Genomic DNA, 18,269 nt, shown 5'->3' on the forward strand with positions numbered 1-18,269 from the left:
ATTCAGTGTCATTTCAGTTCAGAAGAGGACGCAATTGGGAGACCAAAAAGAGCGATCCCGTGATCACACAAACATCATTTTCATTCATCTGCTCTTTCACAAGGCGCAACCCGGCCAGCGCGTCATCCTCTGCATGAACAGTCAGCTCCGGCTTCACTTTCTTGAGCAGCCCGGCCAATTCACCGGCAGCGAGCGACCGCGCCTGTCCCTTTACCTCCGTTGCGACCACCACATCTGCTTCCTCTGCCAAAACTTCCAACATTTCAGTTACTTGCTTGTCCTTCATCATCGCCAGGAGCAAAAACAAACGGCCGTTGCCAGGTTCGTGTCTTTTTACCGCCTGCACCAGTGCTTTGACTCCGTCCAGGTTATGCGCACCGTCGAGAATGACAGCGGGCGAATCGGCCACTTTTTCAAACCGGCCCGGCCAGCGGACACGTTGCAACCCGGTCACAAAATGCTCGGGATCGATCACCGTCGCATAAGCCTGTCTGAGCACTTCCAGCGTCATTAATGCCGTCGCGGCGTTATAAAGCTGATGCTCTCCGAGCAGAGGGATGGACAAGTTGGAAAGTGTCCGGTAAATCCCTTGAAAATCAAAGGATTGTTCGCTTGAGCTCCATTTTCCCGGGATCACCCGGTAATCTGGCCCCCATTCATACAGGCGGCTTTTTTTCCGTTTCGCCTCTTCCCGGATCACGGCGAGAGCTTCTTCAACCTGAGGACTGCAGACGACGGGAACCCCCGGTTTGATGATTCCTGCTTTTTCCCGTGCGATTGCGGTCAAAGTGTCACCCAGCCATTCCTTGTGATCCATTCCGATTCGCGTGATGACGGAAACCAATGGATAAACGACATTGGTCGAATCAAGGCGGCCGCCGAGTCCGGTTTCCCACACGATAAACCACGGAAACGCCTCTTTGGCAAAGAAACAAATCGCCAGCACAGTCCAGAATTCAAAAGGGGATGGCGCACCGGGTCCCGTTTTGCCCATTTCTTCAACAAGTGGTTTCAGTTGGTTGGCCCAATGGACAAAGGAAGCTTCCGGGATCGGTTCTCCGTTAAACTGGATCCGTTCATTCCACGATGTGACATAGGGGGAGATAAATAATCCGACCGGATAACCTGCTTCCCGCAGAACCGAATCGACCATCGCTGCGACGGAGCCTTTGCCGTTCGTTCCAGCAATGTGAATGAATTTGCAGCGTTTTTCCGGTGATCCGAGCCGTTCGAGCATCCATTCCATCCGCCCGAGTCCCGGTTGGATCGCCTGGGTGCAATGTTGGTCCATCCAGGCAAAGACATCGGCTGCTGTGACAAATCCCTCATTTACCTGCATGTTTTTCTCCCCTTTCGTTTTGGTTTTTGATGGATTATGTAAGAAAACTGCTCACTGTGTCCATTTTGCCTATTAATCAGGCTGCCGTCAACAAACAAAGGAAGCGAGGGCAGGAAAACGCCTGCCCCGCCGAATCTCATCCTTGGAGTTCCCTTAACCTGGCCAATACCTTTTCACGTTTTTCCCTGTATTCTTCGCCTTTTTTACGCTCACCTTCCACCACATGAGCCGGCGCTTTATTGACGAAGCCGGGGTTTGCCAATTTTTTCTCCACCCGTTCCACTTCAGCATTCAATTTCTTCAGCTCGGCATTCAAGCGTTCGATGGTTTGCCCGACATCAACCAAGCCGGCCAGCGGCAGGAACAATTCCGCACCGGTAATCACGGCCGTCATCGTTTTTTCCGGTCGGGGCAAAGCCGGATCGACCGTCAAATGGCTTACTCCGCACAAGCGCTTGATCGCAGCTTCATTCCGTTCAAAAGCGGGCATCACATCAGCATCGGGGCGCACCAGCAGCTCCACTTGGTGTTTGGGCGCCACTTCCATCTCCGCGCGAATATTGCGCACAGCCCGGATCGCTTCGATCAGCACCTGCATCTCCTTCACCGCTTCAGCATTGGCATAAGAATCATCCGCTTTCGGCCAATCGGCCACAGTAATGCTTTCACCTTTGACCGGCAGATGCTGCCAGATCTCTTCCGTAATAAACGGCATCATCGGATGAAGCAGACGGAGCGCCTGATCAAGCACATAAACCAGCACCGAACGGGTAACCCGTTTTGCCTCCTCATCCTCTCCGTAAAGCGGAAGTTTGGCAAATTCAATATACCAATCGCAGAATTCATCCCAAATGAAATTATACAGGGCGCGGCCCGCCTCACCAAAATCGTAACGATCCAACAAACGCGTCACTTCAGCGATCGTTTCGTTCAAGCGGTGCATGATCCATTGATCGGCAGTGGAGAAAGGACCCGTCAGCTTTAAGTCCTCCGCTTTGATTCCTTCCAGATGCATCAGCGCAAAGCGAGACGCGTTCCAAATTTTATTGGCAAAGTTACGTGCCGCTTCCACGCGCTCCCAGCGGAAGCGTTGATCATTTCCCGGGGTGCAGCCGGTGGAGAGCATGTAGCGCATCGCATCGGCGCCGTACTTTTCAATTACATCCATCGGATCAACGCCGTTGCCCAGCGATTTGGACATTTTGCGACCTTCAGCATCCCGGACCAAACCGGTTATCAGCACATCGCGGAACGGAATCCGGTTCGTAAACTCCAACGCTGAAAAGATCATGCGCGCAACCCAGAAATAGATAATATCATACCCGGTCACCAGCACATCCGTCGGGTAATACCGTTTCAAATCCTCTGTTTCCTGCGGCCAACCCAGCGTGGAAAACGGCCACAGGGCGGAGCTGAACCAGGTGTCGAGCACATCCTCATCCTGTCTCAGGCTCGTGCCCTGGCACTTGGGACATGCTTTTGGCTCATCCCGGGCGACGGTCATTTCGCCGCAGGAATCGCAATACCAGGCCGGAATGCGATGTCCCCACCACAATTGCCGGGAAATGCACCAGTCGCGTACATTTTCGATCCAGTGCAGGTAAATTTTTTCAAAACGCTCCGGTACAAAGCGAACCCCCCGGCCGCTTTTTTGCACTTCAATCGCCCGTTTGGCAAGCGGCTTCATCGCCACAAACCATTGCGTCGAGAGGTAAGGCTCGACTACGGCTCCCGAACGCTCGCTGTGGCCGACCGAGTGCACATGTTCTTCAATCTCGATCAGATGGCCGGACTGTTTGAGATCTTCGACAATTTGCTTGCGGCAGTCAAAGCGGTCCATCCCTTGATATTTTCCTGCCAGCTCATTCATTTTGCCTGTTTCATCCATGACGAGAATTTGCGGAAGTTTGTGCCGGTTTCCTACTTCAAAGTCATTCGGGTCATGGGCCGGCGTAATTTTTACTGCCCCGCTGCCGAATTCCGGATCAACATATTCGTCGGCGATAATCGGAATTTCGCGGCCGGTGATCGGAAGCAGGACGGTTTTTCCGATAAGGTGTTGATAGCGTTCATCCTCGGGGTGAACTGCGACCGCCGTATCACCGAGCATTGTTTCCGGGCGGGTGGTCGCCACGCGGATATAGCCGGAACCGTCCTTCAGCGGATATTTGAGATGATACAAAGCACCTTTGACTTCTTTGTAGATCACCTCAATATCCGACAAAGCCGTGCGTGCGACCGGATCCCAGTTGATGATGTACTTGCCCCGGTAGATCAGGCCCTTTTCATACAGGCGGACAAACACTTCCTTAACCGCCACGGACAATCCCTCGTCAAGCGTGAACCGTTCCCGGCTGTAATCGACGGAGATCCCCATTTTTCTCCATTGGCGGGCGATATTGTCCGCATACTCTTCTTTCCATTTCCAAACCACATCCAAAAATTTTTCCCGCCCCAAATCGTGACGACTGATTCCTTGTTCGCGCAGTTTCGCTTCAACCCGCGCCTGGGTGGCGATTCCGGCATGATCCATGCCCGGCAGCCACAAGGCATCAAATCCCTGCATGCGCTTAAAACGGATCAAGATATCCTGGAGAGTGTTGTTGAGCGCATGGCCGATGTGCAGGTTTCCCGTCACATTTGGCGGGGGAATCACAATGGTAAAGGGTTTTTTCCCCTGATCGCTCCCCGCTTTGAAATACTCTCCCTTCAGCCAGTAATCGTACCATTTCGCTTCCGTCTGTTTCGGATCATACGCGGAAGGCAAGTTACTGGTCACCGTTTCACTCATACCATTTCCTCCATTCTTCTGTAAAATAAAAAAACCTTTCGCCCGGCAAAGGACGAAAGGAATTTTCGCGGTACCACCTTTGTTCACTGATCAAATTCGCTCTGAACAGTGCACTTTGACCGGATAACGGCCGGTTCCGGACCTTCCTACACAGATCAATCCTTCAGAAGGCCAGCTCGAGGGCGACATTCGACGGTTTTCCCGAAGAAACCTTTCAGCCGGAGGGTTTCTTTCTCTGAACGGGTCAGATCCATCTACTCTTCCCTTTCACAGCTTTGAATCGCATGATTTGTTTTATTATATTACACCGTTTTTTTGATCCAAGTCAAACCCAAGTAAAAAACGGCGAACGTGTCGCCGAATAAAAGATGAGGCCAGTCAGAAACCGCACCCGCACGGCCAAGGGAGGTTAATTTTTCAACCCGAATGTATGCTTGATGAAGTCATACATGGCTGCCGGATCAGCCAAAAACGCCAATAGCAATACAGTGCATAGCAAAAGGATACTGAGAAATGATAAAAATATTACTCCCCGGTATGCTTTTCTTACCACAGTTTTAACCAAACTCAAGAGACTAAACCCCTTCCTGTCAGTATCCAATATATTTACCCTTCAGCATATTCTTATTCTCTACTTTTCGTACACATCTGTCCAGTATTTCTTCAAAATAAGCCAAAAAAACAAGCAAACGCCACTTATTGCGCATAACATTTGCATAAAGGAAACACTTTTTTCCATAATCAACTTCTGCTTCCGGGCAAAATCCCAGGCAAATCCAAGTTCATTCCATTTCTGATCACTTGACGGGTGAGGAGCGGTCTTTATGTTGGAAGTCCTGTTCTGGGTACTCGCACTTAGTTTACCATTAAAAGCATTGCGCAAACTATTACAAAAAATAAAAAACCGGGAGTTCCCGGATTAAGACTTGCGTTTTCCTTTTCCTTTCTTTTTGCCGGTGCGCACAGGTACGGCAGCCGTTGCCGATTTGTTTTCTTCATTCTTCTTTTGCCCCGGCCACAATTGTCTGACCAGATCCTGGAGCTGTTCCATTTGCCTGACTTCCGCCTCCAGTCTCTGTACGGTTTGCGCTTCGGTTTGTGACAGACGGGGAGTTTCATAATACAATTTGAGTGTTTTCATCATCCGTTCCGGGTACGACAAATATAAAGCCAACAGGCGCTTCTCCTTTGGTTTTAACAAATAGGAATTTTCATACGCTTGGAGCAGGTCATGCGGTGTTTCGCTCACATCCCTGTCGGAAGTAAAGCGCTGGATTGCCAAAGCCAGATCCCGTACCGGCGATTCCACCTGGGCATGGTCAAAATCGATAAAATAAAACTGTTCATCATCCCAAACCAGGTTACTGTCATGCATCCGGCGGTGACACAGGGCATAGCGGGGCAGAGCGCCGTCATCCGTCTCCACAAACCGCTCCAGGCCGCGAATGGCAAAAGAAAAGGTATCGTCCAGCCGCTCTTTCAGGTTCCGGAACGACTGGTCAAACGGAGAAGCAAATTCCCTTTTTTCCACCGTTTCGAGATATTCCGACAACTGGTTCTTCTTTTCCTTCCATTTTTGGATAAAATCCCGGCTGATCCGCTTCGGCAGTTCCGGATAGCGTTCGATGAGCGGTTCGGTCAGGCTGTGCAACTGTGCCAACGCCTGAACGGTTTCTGTCGGTGAGGGCGGTCCGGCTTCTCCTCCATCTTTCCAGGGGGTTGCATACCAAACTTCGTTCCCCACCCGCACAACCGGCTCATTATCCCTGTTCTTCACCCAGGGCAGCAGATGGGGGAATCCCTCTTCCCGTACCTGTTCCAGCATTTGATGGAGAAGCAGCAGTTTTTCACGCGGCGCCCGCGAATTTTTTAAAGCATACTCCCCCTCGGGCATCACCACTTTCCACACCCGTCCGGTATATTGAACATAGGCGGGTTCCCATCCATACTTGCTTAATACCTCGGCTAACGCATTTTCTCTTGCAAGCGGTGCCCGGTTCATCACCTGTCCTCCTCCTTAAGTCGTTTGTTTTTTCGCATAATCGGGCACATAGAGGATTTGCCCTTCTTCCAGGCGGTCCGTCTGCAATTGATTCAGTTTCATCAATTGGCTCACAGCCACATCATACCGGGCCGCCACATGGTCAATTGTCTCATCTCTTTGCACGATCACGATCTTCAGGCCGACAAATTGTTCTTCTTTATTGCCGACCAACCAGCGAATCCAATCAGTCTGCTTTTTGTTTTCCTGATCGGTTTCCGGCGCTTCCCCGCCTGAATTCAGCTCTTCTTCGACTTCCGTTTCAAAGACTTCCTCAAACTGGTTTTCCTTTTGCCGCTCTTCCCAAAATTCCCGCGGCGATTGCGCAAAAATTGTCTGTCGTTCCGGTTCCGTCCGTTGTTTTTCCTTCGTTTTCTCCTCCGTTGAAACTTCTTTTTGTTCGGGAACCGTTTCTTTTCGGCCAACCGTCTCCTTCGGGAAAGCTGTTTCTTTCTCTTCCGCTGTCTTCTTTTTCCCACTTTCTTTTCCCGCCGGCTCCGGTTCCCGTTGTGCTCGCTTTTCCTCCGTTTCGGGAACTTCATGCGGAAGGACTTTGGCTTCGGGTTCCTCTTCGGCTTCCTCTCCCTGTTCCCTGTTCACCCTCTTTCCGGAAGTATTTTCTTCGTCCTGCTCCCTGGCTCGTGACACGACTTCCGGTTCAGGCTCCACATCCCCTTCTTCCTCACTTTGGATACTGATCGGCCGTACGGGAGCGCCGGAAAATTCCGGGACAGTGTCATCCATCTCGCGCTCCTCATGGGAACCGGCTTTTTCTGCCTCCTCATTTGGATCCGGCAGCAAACCGTCTATCATGAGGATAGCTTCAATTTGCAATTCAAACGGGGACAGAACTTGATAATCAAACGATTCGACCTCCGCCGAGATGTGAGCCTGTTCAGCCCGATCCGCCGGCAATGTGATCTCAACAGGAATCACGTAGGCGAGTTCACTGCGATGTTCCTCTTCGTACAAAAACGCTTCTGTATGTAACCCGGTGTGATCAGGTCCTTCCACTTCCCCCTCCTGCTGCGGGATATACATTCCGTTAAGACGCAGATACCCTTGAATTTTTAAATGTTGGCCCTCATCTTTGATCTCGACATCAGGGTACAGGTCCAGTTCCAGGAGGGTATTCATTCCCGGTTGCTGCGGTTGCAATCTCACTTTTTCGGAGATATCAAAGCGAAGTTGGGTAAAGCGGTTTTCCACGGCAAATCCCTCCTTAACAAAAGCTGTTCCCTTTCTATTCGGGATAGTCATAGGTTTTGGACGTTACTTAACTATATGCATGGGAACGAAGGTTATCACTTTTAAAGGGCCAAAAAAAGAACAAGATGATCAAAAAACAGAAGATCCACTGCATCCGGCCGCAAACTCCGAAATAAAGAAGACCCCGGCAGCTGTTTGCCGCCAGGGTTGTTGAACCAAAGTTTCTCTTTACTTTTTCAGCTTTTTCAAGGCATTGCGATTCGCTTCCAGTGTCCGGTTCAAATCCTCTTCGGTGTGGGCCGTCGAGATAAACATCCCTTCAAACTGGGACGGGGGGATCAGCACCCCTTCATCCACCATATGGCGGAAATACTCGGCAAAACGCTTCGTATCAGCCGTTTTTGCAGTTTCGTAGTTAACCACCTTTTCCCCTGTGAAAAAGAGGCAGACCATCGATCCAACTCGGTTGATATGGGCAGGGATTCCCGCTTCTTCTGCATTTTTGCGCAACCCTTCTTCCAAAATCCGCCCTTTTCGCTCCAGTTCCTGATAAGCATCCGGCGTCATCTCTGTCAACGTGGCATAGCCGGCCGCCATCGCCAGCGGATTGCCGGAAAGCGTTCCCGCTTGATAAACAGGGCCGGTCGGAGCGATTTGTTCCATGATCTCCCTTTTTCCGCCGTAAGCGCCCACAGGTAATCCTCCGCCGATCACTTTTCCCATCGTGGTCAGATCAGGCAGGATGTTGAATCTTCCTTGTGCCGAATGGTAATCGACGCGAAAACCGGTCATCACTTCGTCGAAAATGAGGAGGGCTCCATATTGCTCGGTAATCTCCCGCACTCCTTCCAAAAAGCCGGGGAGAGGAGGAACAACCCCCATATTTCCGGCAACCGGTTCCATTATGACCGCAGCCACTTCCTCGCCAAACTTTTCAAAAGCCAGCTTGACACTGTTTAAATCGTTGTAGGGAACAGTCAGGGTGTGTTGCGCCGTATTTTCCGGCACGCCGGGACTGTCAGGCAAGCCGAGCGTGGCCACCCCTGAACCCGCCTTGATCAATAAGCTGTCCGAATGACCATGATAGCTTCCTTCAAATTTGAGAATTTTATTCCGCCCGGTATAGGCACGAGCCAGGCGGATTGCGCTCATCGTTGCCTCTGTTCCCGAGTTTACCATGCGCACGATATCGACAGAGGGCATCCGCTCTGTCACCAGTTTGGCCATCGCCGTTTCCAATTCGGTCGGCGCACCGAAACTGGTTCCTTTTTCCGCCGTATCCTTGATGGCCTGAATCACTTTGGGATGTGCATGTCCCAGAATCAACGGACCCCACGAGGCGATGTAATCAATATATTCATTGCCGTCCACGTCCACCATGCGGGAACCGAACGCACGCTCTATAAAAATCGGGTTCATCTCCACCGACCGAAATGCCCGCACCGGGCTGTTCACCCCACCGGGGATGACCTGCACCGCTTCGCGATAATCGGCGATGGAACGGTCAAAACGCTTCTGCATCCACCATCACAACCTTCTTCAAAAATATGTACCGAATCATTCATTCCTTATTTTAACGCATACTGTTGATTTCCACATGAAACGGAAGCAAATTTTTTCTAACAAATACCGGATGGAATCAGCTGATTCCGGAAAATGTTTTCTATCAAGTATTATGATGAACCATACAATTGATCATTCTATTTCATATTTTAACAAAGAAAAACATTTTTATAGAAAAGGAGCAAAAAGAATGAGGATCAGCAAAAAGCCATCCGGCGAATTACCAACCGCAAAGCCGGCTTCTCCGAAAAAACCTTTGAACATCCAACAGGCCCGCCTTTCACTTGAACTGTTTCAAGATGCCAATTTTTCCGGAAGGCGAATCCGCTTCCGGCGGCGCGGAGTCGCGGTCCGCAATATGAATGCATTTGCCTTTAACGATCTCCTGTCCAGCTTTCGCATGTCCAACCCGAATAATCCGGGCAGCTTAACCCTAGTTCTGTGGGAAGACGTAAACTACTCGGGCAGAAGACAAGTATTTTTTGGATCAAGATCGGTTCCTTTTGTCGGGCCCATTTTTAATGATCTGACGTCTTCGTTCATTTTCGTGCCACGAAGGCTGACGTCCAGAGAGATCAATCGCATCGAGGCCACCGGAAGTGCAGCTTTTCTGGGCGTGGTGGAGATTTCAGCGTAAAAAAAGAGCCCCGTGCAATCGCTGCGGGGCTGCTGACACCAATCTGTTGAGGCCGGGTTAAGCCTCTATTTTTTGTTCCCGAATCACACGCTCTTCCCACTCATCCATATCCGGTGTGAAATACTGAAGCCGGGTCTTTTTGTATTCTTTGGTCGAATAGAGCGTCGCACGTTCGGTAATTCCGGTTTCGTCCTCAATCGCCTGCAAGATTTTTTCGCATTCTTCCAAGGTCCGGCCATGCACCATGGTGAAAATCGAATACGGCCAATCCGGATAAGTCGGACGCAGATAGCAATGGCTGACGGCTTTAAAGGAAGCCATCACCGGGCCAATTTCATCGGCACGGTCTTCCGGAACCGCCCAAACCCCCATGCCGTTAAAGCGAAACCCGGCCTTGCGATGATTGAGAATGGCGGCGAAGCGGCGCATCTGCTTCCGTTCAAGCATTTTTTTAGCCGCGTCCAACAGTTCTTCCGTTGAAAGTCCCAAATTTTGTGCGTAAAGATCAAAGGGGCGTGATTGAACAGGGAGATCTTTTTGCAATTCGCGAATCACGGCAATGTCAAAATCGGTGATCACTTTATCCGCTTTTTTCCGGTCTTCCTCATTATAGCTCGGTTTTGCTTTTGCTTTCGTTCCATCCTGTTTGCCGGTCATGTCGAGCTGAACCCCGATCTTGAACAATTTCAGCGTTGGCATCAGGCGAATCACCTCAACGCCGGCCAACTTGCCCAACAGTTCCACTGTTTTTTCGAGACCGATGCGGCTGTTCGGAGGTACAGCAATGGTAAACCAGAGATTATACTCGTGGTTTCGCTTATAGTTATGGGTAACCCCGGGATGCTGATTAATGATGCGGGCCGCTTCATCCAGGTGTTCCTCCCGTACTTTTGCAGCAACCAAGCTGGACTTGTAGCCGAGTGTACGGGTGTCAAAAATGGCGGAAATTTGGCGTATGGTATCCTTTTTCAACTCACGGACACGCGACAAAACCGTTTCTTCGTCTGTCCCCAAGGTTTCGGCCACTGCTTTAAACGGCTCAGGAACCAGTTCCACACCTTCCTGGAGTTGGTTCAGGATCTCTTTATCCAGTTCATCCATCGTTTTGACGGGCATCTTATTCTCCCCCTTTTAGCCAGCGGGCCAGATCTTTGGCATGGTACGTGATAATCAGATCTGCCCCGGCCCGTTTGAATGCCAGCATCGATTCGGTCACTACCTGCTTTTCATCAATCCAGCCATTGAGTGCAGCCGCTTTGACCATGGAATACTCACCGCTCACGTTGTAAGCGACAACTGGCAAGTCAAAACGCTCCCGCACACGCACCATGACATCGAGATAAGGAAGCCCCGGTTTGACAATCAGCATGTCCGCACCTTCGGCCACATCAGAGGCCGCTTCCCGCATCGCCTCTCGTACATTGGCCGGGTCCATCTGATAGGTCCGGCGGTCGCCAAACTGCGGTGTGGAATGAGCCGCATCCCGGAAAGGTCCGTAAAAGCTTGAGGCGTACTTGACGGCATAAGACATGATTGGAATATGGGAAAACCCGGCTTCATCCAATCCTTTACGAATCTCGTAAACAAAACCGTCCATCATGTTGGACGGAGCGATCATATCAGCACCCGCCCGGGCCTGGGAAACAGCGGTTGAGACGAGCCGCGTCAATGAAGCGTCATTGACGATCACTCCGTTTTCTACGATACCGCAATGACCATGCGAAGTGTACTGGCACAGACAGGTGTCGGCGATCACGTAAATGGAAGGATACTTTTCTTTGATATAGCGAATCGCTTTTTGCACGATTCCCTGTTCATCATCTGCAGAGCTCCCCCGTTCATCCTTTTCAGCCGGCACCCCAAAAATGATGACAGAAGAAATGCCCAGCCGGACCAGCTCGTCCATCTCCTCATGCAGCCGGTCCAGGGAATAATGGTAAACCTCAGGCATCGAAGGAACTTCTTGTTTGATATTTTCCCCTTCCACCACGAAAATCGGATAAATCAGATCCTCAACATGAACGTGATGTTCACGAACCATGCGGCGGATCTGCTCGCTTGCTCGCAAACGACGGTGTCGGATATATGATTGCATAGAAAACTCCTCCTTTATCATGCCGGGCCTATAGTGTTTTTAATGCCTCCACCAGACCGTCAATCGTATATGAATCAGCAACCACATCTACCTTCAGCCCCAGTTCGGCAGCGGTTTGTGCCGTGATGGGACCGATGCAGGCGATCCTGCTCTCGGAGAGCAAAGCGGGAACCTCCGGTTCGACTGTTTTCACTGCTTTGACAAAATTGCGAACCGTAGAGGAGCTTGTGAAGGTAATCACATGAATAGCGCCCCGTTTCAGCATTTCTACTACTTCGCCCGCATCTTCGGTGCCGATTTTTGTATCGTATGCATCCACTTCCGTGACATGGCATCCCAGTTTCTCCAATTCAACAGCCAAAACTTCGCGGGCGATATCGGCACGGGGAAGCAGAATCTCTTCTCCCTGCTTGATCATCGGTTTGAGTGCTTCCACAAGCGCTTCTGCCTTATACTCTTCCGGCAACACTTCCACCCGCAATCCTTTTTCGATTAGCACCTCTGCCGTTTTGGGACCGATCGCCGCAATCCGCGCCTTGGCCATCCGGCGAATATCGAGATTTAATTCGATCAGGCGTTTAAAAAAGTGCTTCACTCCATTGGCACTGGTAAAAATCACCCAGTCAAACCGCTCAAGCTGATGCAACGCCGCATCCAACAGGTCTTGGCGCTCAGGACGGGTGATGCGGATCACAGGAAATTCTACCGCTTCTCCACCAAGCGCCTGAATTTTCTCCGTCAAAACGCTGCTCTGGCTTCGAGCCCTTGTGACCAGAACCCTTTTGCCAAACAGCGGTTTCTTTTCAAACCACGACAATTTTTCCCGCAGTTTTACAACTTCCCCCACCACGATAATGGCCGGGGAACGGAAACGGGCCTCCTCCACTTTTTGCACGATATCCTCCAAGGTTCCCGTCAGCGTTTCCTGTTCAACCCGGGTGCCCCAGCGAATAAGTGCAACCGGCGTTTCTTTTGAACGGCCGTATTTGATGAGCTGTTCGACAATAAACGGCAGATTTCCGACCCCCATCAAAAAGATCAGAGTTTCCACTGCCGTAGCCAAGTGGTTCCAACGGATGGATGATTCGGTTTTTTCCGGCCGTTCATGCCCTGTGACGATCGCAAAGGAGGAATTAAAGTCACGGTGTGTGACGGGAATGCCGGCATAAGCGGGAACGGCGATTGCCGAGGTAATCCCCGGTACGACTTCAAACGGAATCCCTTCTTCCACAAGGCGTTCCGCCTCTTCACCCCCGCGGCCGAAAATGAAAGGATCTCCCCCTTTGAGCCGGGTTACGACCTTCCCCTCTTTCGCTTTAGCCACCAGTAAGTCATTGATCTCCTCCTGGGTCAGCGTATGCCGGTCCGGCAGCTTGCCGCAGTAAATCAATTCGGCCTTCGGTTTCGCGTGCTTTAACAGCAAAGGGCTCGCTAAACGGTCGTAAACAATGCAGTCTGCCTTTTTAATCGCTTCCAATCCTTTTACTGTAATTAATCCGGGATCCCCCGGTCCAGCTCCTACCAAATAAACAAGTTTCGTCATCCGACTAACTCCTCTCACTGAGTGCCAGCAGTTGACCTGCTCCAAGCTCTCTCATCTCTTTGGCAAGCTGTTTGCCAACCGCCCATTCGTCTTTGCCTCGCATGCTTTTCTTGATGACCTCTTTACCGTCCGGTTGCGCCACCAAACCGGTCAAGTGCACTTCCTCTCCATCGACTTCGGCGTAAGCAGCCAGGGGCATATGGCAACTTCCTTCAAAGGCGACCAAAAAAGCCCTTTCCGCCCGGACTGCCCGCGCCGTCTGCTCATGGTTGATCCCGGCGAGGAGAGAGAGCAGCTCATGGTCATCTTCACGACACTGGATGGCGAGCGCTCCCTGGCCAACCGCGGGTAACATCACGTTGATCGGCAATTCTTCACAAATCTCGCTTTGCCAATCCATGCGGTAAAGGCCCGCCGCCGCAAGTACGATCGCATCAAACTGTCCTTCCCTCATTTTCCGGATGCGCGTATCCAGGTTGCCACGAACCGGCTCCACCCTCAAATCAGGGCGGGAGGCCAATATCTGCGCTTGGCGCCGCAGACTGCTCGTCCCCACCACGGAGCCGGGCGGCAATTCAGCCAGCATCTTTCCATCGCGCGACAACAGCACATCCCGTGGATTTTCACGACGGGGAATGGCTCCGATCACAAGCCCTTCCGGCATCTCACCCGGCAAATCTTTCATGCTGTGTACGGCAAAATCAATGCGCCCGTCCAATAATGCTTGTTCAATCTCTTTGACAAACAATCCTTTGCCGCCCACTTTGGACAACGTGACATTGAGAATCCGATCGCCCTTGGTGACAATTTTCTCCATTCTCACCTCGAGTCCCGGCTTCACTTCTTTCAAGCGGTCGACAACCCAGCTAGTCTGGGTCATTGCCAACTGGCTCTTTCTTGTTCCCACGATGAGTGATCGCATCTTCTCCCTCCTTTCTAGGCTTGTACGGATAAATGAGACTGAATGAAGCCAAGCATTTTCCCCCTGACTCCCTCCGGATCACGCCGGCACTCGATCAGCCATTCATCCGACACCAATTCTTTCATCAAGCTGTACCGAAGTCTCGGATCTTTTACTTCTGCGCGGACTTTTTCTCTCATCTCCTGCAATAAACCGAGGTAGCGTTCGTACTCTTCACCAAACGATTTTTCCAGGTCCTGGCGGATCTTTTTCGCGAGCGACGGGCTGGCTCCACCGGTGGAAATGGCGATCTGCAACGGTCCCCGCTTCACTGTGGAGGGAACGGTGAAATTGCACAGTTCAGGCTGATCAACGACATTGATCCACTGCCCCCGCTCCTTGGCATCGCGATAGATCGCCTCATTGGTTTGGTTGTCATCAGTAGCGGCGATGACGAGAAAGCAGCCAATTCCGTCCGTCGGTGCGTACGATCGATTTTTCCACTCGACTCTGCCGAGCAGGGCCCACTTTTGAATGAGGGGGGTGGCTGACGGGCTGACGACTTTGACCAGCGCTCCGGCTTCCAGAAGCGCGGCCGCCTTGCGTTCCGCCACCGAACCTCCCCCCACAACCAGGCAGCGCCGGCCGGTTATATCCACCATCATGGCGTATAACGGTTTCATCGTATTCTAGCTCCTTTGTCTAAAACCAGTGATGAACCGAGTCACTGGATCGCATGGTCACATAGTTGATCAACACAGCCAAAATCGCAAGCGTATTCCACCAGGCCAACCGGCGGCCCATCATCTGTTTTCTCCCCCAGCGGTACAAGATCCAGCCATAAAGGAGCGTCACCAAAAACGATCCCCAAACTTTCGGGTCTGTCCAAAACATGTGCCCAATCGCCTGGTAACTGTAGATCACGCCCAAAACCATCGCGGCAATGAAAAATCCGGTTCCTCCGACCACCAGCCAGATGGAGAACCACTCCAACCAGCCCAGACTCGGCAGCTGGCGCAAAAGAAGGTTCCATTTTTTCTGCTTCAACAAGTGGTTGTTGACCAGGTACAATCCGGAACCGATACTCGCCAGTGAAAAGGCGGCATAAGCCATCATCGCCATGGCAACATGGATCAAGACCAATTCCTTCAGCAGGAGATGCGTCAATTCTTCAGAACCCTGCCGGGGAATGAACAGATTGATCGCAAAAACGATAAATCCGATCAAGTTGGCGATGAAGTAAAAGATGTTCATGCGATAGATCAAATGCATCAAAAGCGTAAATCCGATCAAAATCCATGAATAGATAAACAGGGCATCAAGCGGAATTGACAAGGCAACATAATGCCCGAGCCCCATTACAAATACGAACGTCTGCATCACCCAAACGCCCGCCAGAAACAGATAGGAAATCCACCCGGACTTCCTGGTTGGATGAAAGAAATCAGCCAGCGCAAACAGCAAGCTGAGCGCATAGGCATAAATCATGAAATCATAGAACCAACGTTCGGCGAACACGGGCTGCTCCCCCTTTAAGTGCGGATCAGTTTCCCGCTCGTAAACGCCGGGTGTTTCACTTTTTCAGATGTCTTGTCCCCGTTGTCATCCAGTAGTTTTTCCAAAGCGAACAAGGTGACAAACATCTCCTGCGCCGCTTCTTTCTTCGGTGTGGTCGCCAGTTCCTTGACACGGACGATCGGCTCGTGCATCAACTGATTCACAATGCTCTTTGTGTGTTTGCGAATCACTCTGCGCTGTTTTTCCGTCAGGTCCGGCAGCTTCCGTTCAATGCGCAGGACGGCTTCCTCCTGAATCGCCAGCGCCTTTTCGCGCAACGCCGTAATGAGCGGCACCACACCCAAAGTTTCCATCCACTCATCAAATTCTTTTTGTTTTTGTTCAATCCAGACGGCGATTTTTTTCGCTTCCTGCTCCCTGAGCGCGAGATTGGAATCCACAATTCCATGCAAATCGTCTATATCATACAAGAAAACTTGATCCAATTCATGGATGGAGGGCTCTATGTCGCGCGGTACCGCAATATCGATCATGAACAGCGGAGAGCGCCGCCGAGCAGCAATCGGAGCGACCATATCCCTTGTCAAAACAGGTTCCCGGGACCCGGTTGAGCTGACCACGATATCAGCTTCAGCCAGCGCGGAAAGCAATTGATCCCATGCCCGGGCTTCACCGTGAAACCTGGCAGCCAACTCCTCTGCTTTGTCCAGGGTGCGGTTCACCACCAGGACGCGCGCCGCCCCGGTCGAATAAAAATGCTTCGCCGTCAGCTCGCTCATTTCCCCCGCACCGATGAGCAAAATCGTTTTATCGGCAAAGGAATCGAACATTTTTTTCCCAAGCTCAACGGCAGCATAACTGACAGACACGGCATTTTGCCCGATTTCCGTCTCCGAGTGAACGCGTTTTCCGAAGGTCACCGCTTGTTTAAACAACATATTGAAGATGGTTCCCGTCGTCCCCGTCGACTGAGCGGTCAAAAAGGCGTGTTTCACCTGACCCAAAATTTGTGTTTCCCCGATCACAAGAGAATCGAGGCCGCAAACTACATGGTAGAGATGCCGCACCGCTTCCTGATTCGCTTTTACATAAAGATGGTCGGCAAACTCCTGGCGGGGAATGCGAAACCAGCTTTCCAGAAAGGTTTTGGTATAATAATCTCCTGTATGCAATTGATCACAGACCACATAAAGTTCCATGCGGTTACACGTGCTGACGATCACGCATTCCATGATGCTTTTCATATCACGTAAACTTCTCAAGGCAAGTTCAAGTCGGTCTTCAGCAAAAGAAAATCGTTCACGCAGTTCAACTGGTGCTGTTTTATGGTTTAATCCGACTGTTAAAATATGCAACTTCGTTTCACCTCGAATCCCGGAACAGCCTTCCTCTTGACTCGGCAATCCGGGCAAAAGTGAATAAAATTCAATATCCATTATATCACAGAGATTTCAAATCCCAAGTTTCGCCCTGTGAACACATTTTGAAGCCCAGATTGTGTATAATAATAATAAGAAATGGCAGAAGTTTGCGAAAATCCCTTTTGTTTACCGGTTCGACACCACCTTCCGGTTACTGAGACCACTTTGAGAGGTGACGCCCATGAACCGCTTGACTCGATCGTTTGGTTTCGTGTTGGCGCTCGTCATCGTTCTCCTTTTAACCGCTTGCTCTTCCTCCTCTTCCCGGTCCGGACTGCGGCAAATCCGACTGGTGGAAGTCACCCATTCACTCTTCTATGCTCCTCAATATGTTGCCTTGGAAAAAGGTTTTTTCAAGGAACAAGGCCTGGACATTCAGCTGTCCAATGGCAACGGGGGCGATAAAACCATGACAACACTGGTCGCAGGCCAATCCGATATCGTCCTGGTCGGAGCTGAAGCGGCCATTTATGTGACAGCCCGGTCCTCTGCACATCCGATCACCGCCTTCGCACAATTGACCCAAACGGACGGTTCCTTTCTCGTTTCCCGCCAGCCGATTCCCCACTTTGACTGGTCGATGCTCAAGGGTAAATCCCTGCTCGGGCAGCGGCGCGGAGGAATGCCGGAAATGATCAGTGAATACGTACAACGGAAACACGGTCTCACCCCGCACAAAGATGTCCAAATCATCCAGAATGTCGATTATCAGAATCTGGCAAACGCCTTTGTCGCCGGAACCGGCGATTTCGTTCAACTGTTTGAACCAATGGCCTCCAAAATCGAAAAAGAAAAAAAAGGCTACATCGTTGCCTCCTTCGGCAAGGACAGCGGCCATGTTCCCTATACCTGCTACATGACCAATCAATCCTATATCAAACAGAACCCTGACATAATCCGGCGTTTTACCCGCGCCGTCCAAAAAGGACAAGACTGGGTCGCCACCCATACCCCCGGGGAAATTGCCGACGTGATCGCCCCGCAATTCCCCGACACCGACCGCGACATTCTGGTGCGCGTCATTCAGCGCTACAAAGAGCAGGATTCCTATGCCAAAAACACCATCATCGATGAAGAAGAGTATAACCGCTTATTGACGGTCATGTCCCAAGCAGGCGAACTTCCGGCTAAAATCCCCTATCAAAAGCTGGTGGACACTTCCTTTGCCAAAGAGGTTTCAACCAAACAAAAACAATAAAAAGGGGGGATCG

Annotated in this window: 14 protein-coding genes and 1 other annotated feature; of the genes, 2 read left to right on the top strand and 12 right to left on the bottom strand. The window is 51.1% G+C overall.

Translation table 11 applies throughout. The features are described 5' to 3' along the window. Positions 1–13: 13 nt before the first annotated feature. The 5 genes from I8U18_RS05290 to hemL form a co-directional block, all read right to left on the bottom strand. The gene (locus I8U18_RS05290) at positions 14–1,339 is read right to left on the bottom strand and encodes a bifunctional folylpolyglutamate synthase/dihydrofolate synthase (protein WP_033099229.1); all 1,326 of its coding nucleotides are present in this window, start codon (positions 1,337–1,339) and stop codon (positions 14–16) included. Positions 1,340–1,475: 136 nt separating this feature from the next. Beyond that, positions 1,476–4,130, bottom strand: a complete 2,655-nt coding sequence (locus I8U18_RS05295) for a valine--tRNA ligase (protein WP_198059066.1) — start codon at positions 4,128–4,130, stop codon at positions 1,476–1,478. 45 nt (positions 4,131–4,175) lie between these two features. Further along, positions 4,176–4,410, bottom strand: a binding site (T-box leader). A 639-nt stretch (positions 4,411–5,049) separates the two neighbouring features. Continuing rightward, positions 5,050–6,132 (bottom strand): phosphotransferase, encoded by a 1,083-nt coding sequence (locus tag I8U18_RS05300; RefSeq protein ID WP_198064534.1) that lies wholly within the window; start codon positions 6,130–6,132, stop codon positions 5,050–5,052. Positions 6,133–6,147: 15 nt separating this feature from the next. After that, complete coding sequence (locus I8U18_RS18150) at positions 6,148–7,380, bottom strand: LysM peptidoglycan-binding domain-containing protein (protein ID WP_033099233.1); 1,233 nt, start codon at positions 7,378–7,380, stop codon at positions 6,148–6,150. Between the two features lie 228 nt (positions 7,381–7,608). Beyond that, positions 7,609–8,901 (bottom strand): glutamate-1-semialdehyde 2,1-aminomutase, encoded by a 1,293-nt coding sequence (hemL, locus tag I8U18_RS05310; protein WP_033099234.1) that lies wholly within the window; start codon positions 8,899–8,901, stop codon positions 7,609–7,611. A 232-nt stretch (positions 8,902–9,133) separates the two neighbouring features. Between hemL and I8U18_RS05315 the strand changes: the two genes are divergently transcribed. Further along, a complete protein-coding gene (locus I8U18_RS05315) occupies positions 9,134–9,580 on the top strand; it encodes a hypothetical protein (protein WP_232330886.1) in 447 nt (148 codons plus the stop codon). Between the two features lie 57 nt (positions 9,581–9,637). Here the strand turns inward: I8U18_RS05315 and ahbA are convergent, their stop codons facing one another. The 7 genes from ahbA to hemA are packed head-to-tail and all read right to left on the bottom strand — an operon-like array spanning position 9,638 to position 16,992. Further along, positions 9,638–10,696, bottom strand: a complete 1,059-nt coding sequence (gene ahbA / locus I8U18_RS05320; protein ID WP_033099235.1) for a siroheme decarboxylase subunit alpha — start codon at positions 10,694–10,696, stop codon at positions 9,638–9,640. Position 10,697: 1 nt separating this feature from the next. Next, positions 10,698–11,675 (bottom strand): porphobilinogen synthase, encoded by a 978-nt coding sequence (gene hemB / locus I8U18_RS05325; RefSeq protein WP_033099236.1) that lies wholly within the window; start codon positions 11,673–11,675, stop codon positions 10,698–10,700. A gap of 28 nt (positions 11,676–11,703) precedes the next feature. Continuing rightward, on the bottom strand, positions 11,704–13,218 hold the full coding sequence (cobA, locus tag I8U18_RS05330; RefSeq protein WP_198064535.1) for a uroporphyrinogen-III C-methyltransferase: 1,515 nt from the start codon (positions 13,216–13,218) through the stop codon (positions 11,704–11,706). Between the two features lie 4 nt (positions 13,219–13,222). Continuing rightward, positions 13,223–14,140: a hydroxymethylbilane synthase gene (gene hemC, locus I8U18_RS05335; protein WP_033099238.1), complete on the bottom strand. Its 918-nt coding sequence runs from the start codon at positions 14,138–14,140 to the stop codon at positions 13,223–13,225. A 14-nt stretch (positions 14,141–14,154) separates the two neighbouring features. After that, positions 14,155–14,802: a precorrin-2 dehydrogenase/sirohydrochlorin ferrochelatase family protein gene (locus I8U18_RS05340; RefSeq protein ID WP_198064536.1), complete on the bottom strand. Its 648-nt coding sequence runs from the start codon at positions 14,800–14,802 to the stop codon at positions 14,155–14,157. 19 nt (positions 14,803–14,821) lie between these two features. Beyond that, a complete protein-coding gene (gene ccsA, locus I8U18_RS05345) occupies positions 14,822–15,637 on the bottom strand; it encodes a cytochrome c biogenesis protein CcsA (protein WP_052153865.1) in 816 nt (271 codons plus the stop codon). Positions 15,638–15,651: 14 nt separating this feature from the next. Next, positions 15,652–16,992 carry a glutamyl-tRNA reductase gene (gene hemA, locus I8U18_RS05350; protein WP_033099364.1) on the bottom strand — a complete coding sequence of 447 codons (1,341 nt, stop codon included), beginning with the start codon at positions 16,990–16,992 and terminating at the stop codon, positions 15,652–15,654. Between the two features lie 247 nt (positions 16,993–17,239). Here hemA and I8U18_RS05355 point away from each other — a divergent pair, with 247 nt between their 5' ends. Continuing rightward, complete coding sequence (locus I8U18_RS05355; RefSeq protein ID WP_198055039.1) at positions 17,240–18,256, top strand: ABC transporter substrate-binding protein; 1,017 nt, start codon at positions 17,240–17,242, stop codon at positions 18,254–18,256. Positions 18,257–18,269 lie beyond the last annotated feature (13 nt).

Origin of the sequence: Thermoactinomyces sp. CICC 10522 (genome assembly GCF_016055075.1) — a bacterium.
GTDB lineage: Bacteria > Bacillota > Bacilli > Thermoactinomycetales > Thermoactinomycetaceae > Thermoactinomyces_A > Thermoactinomyces_A daqus.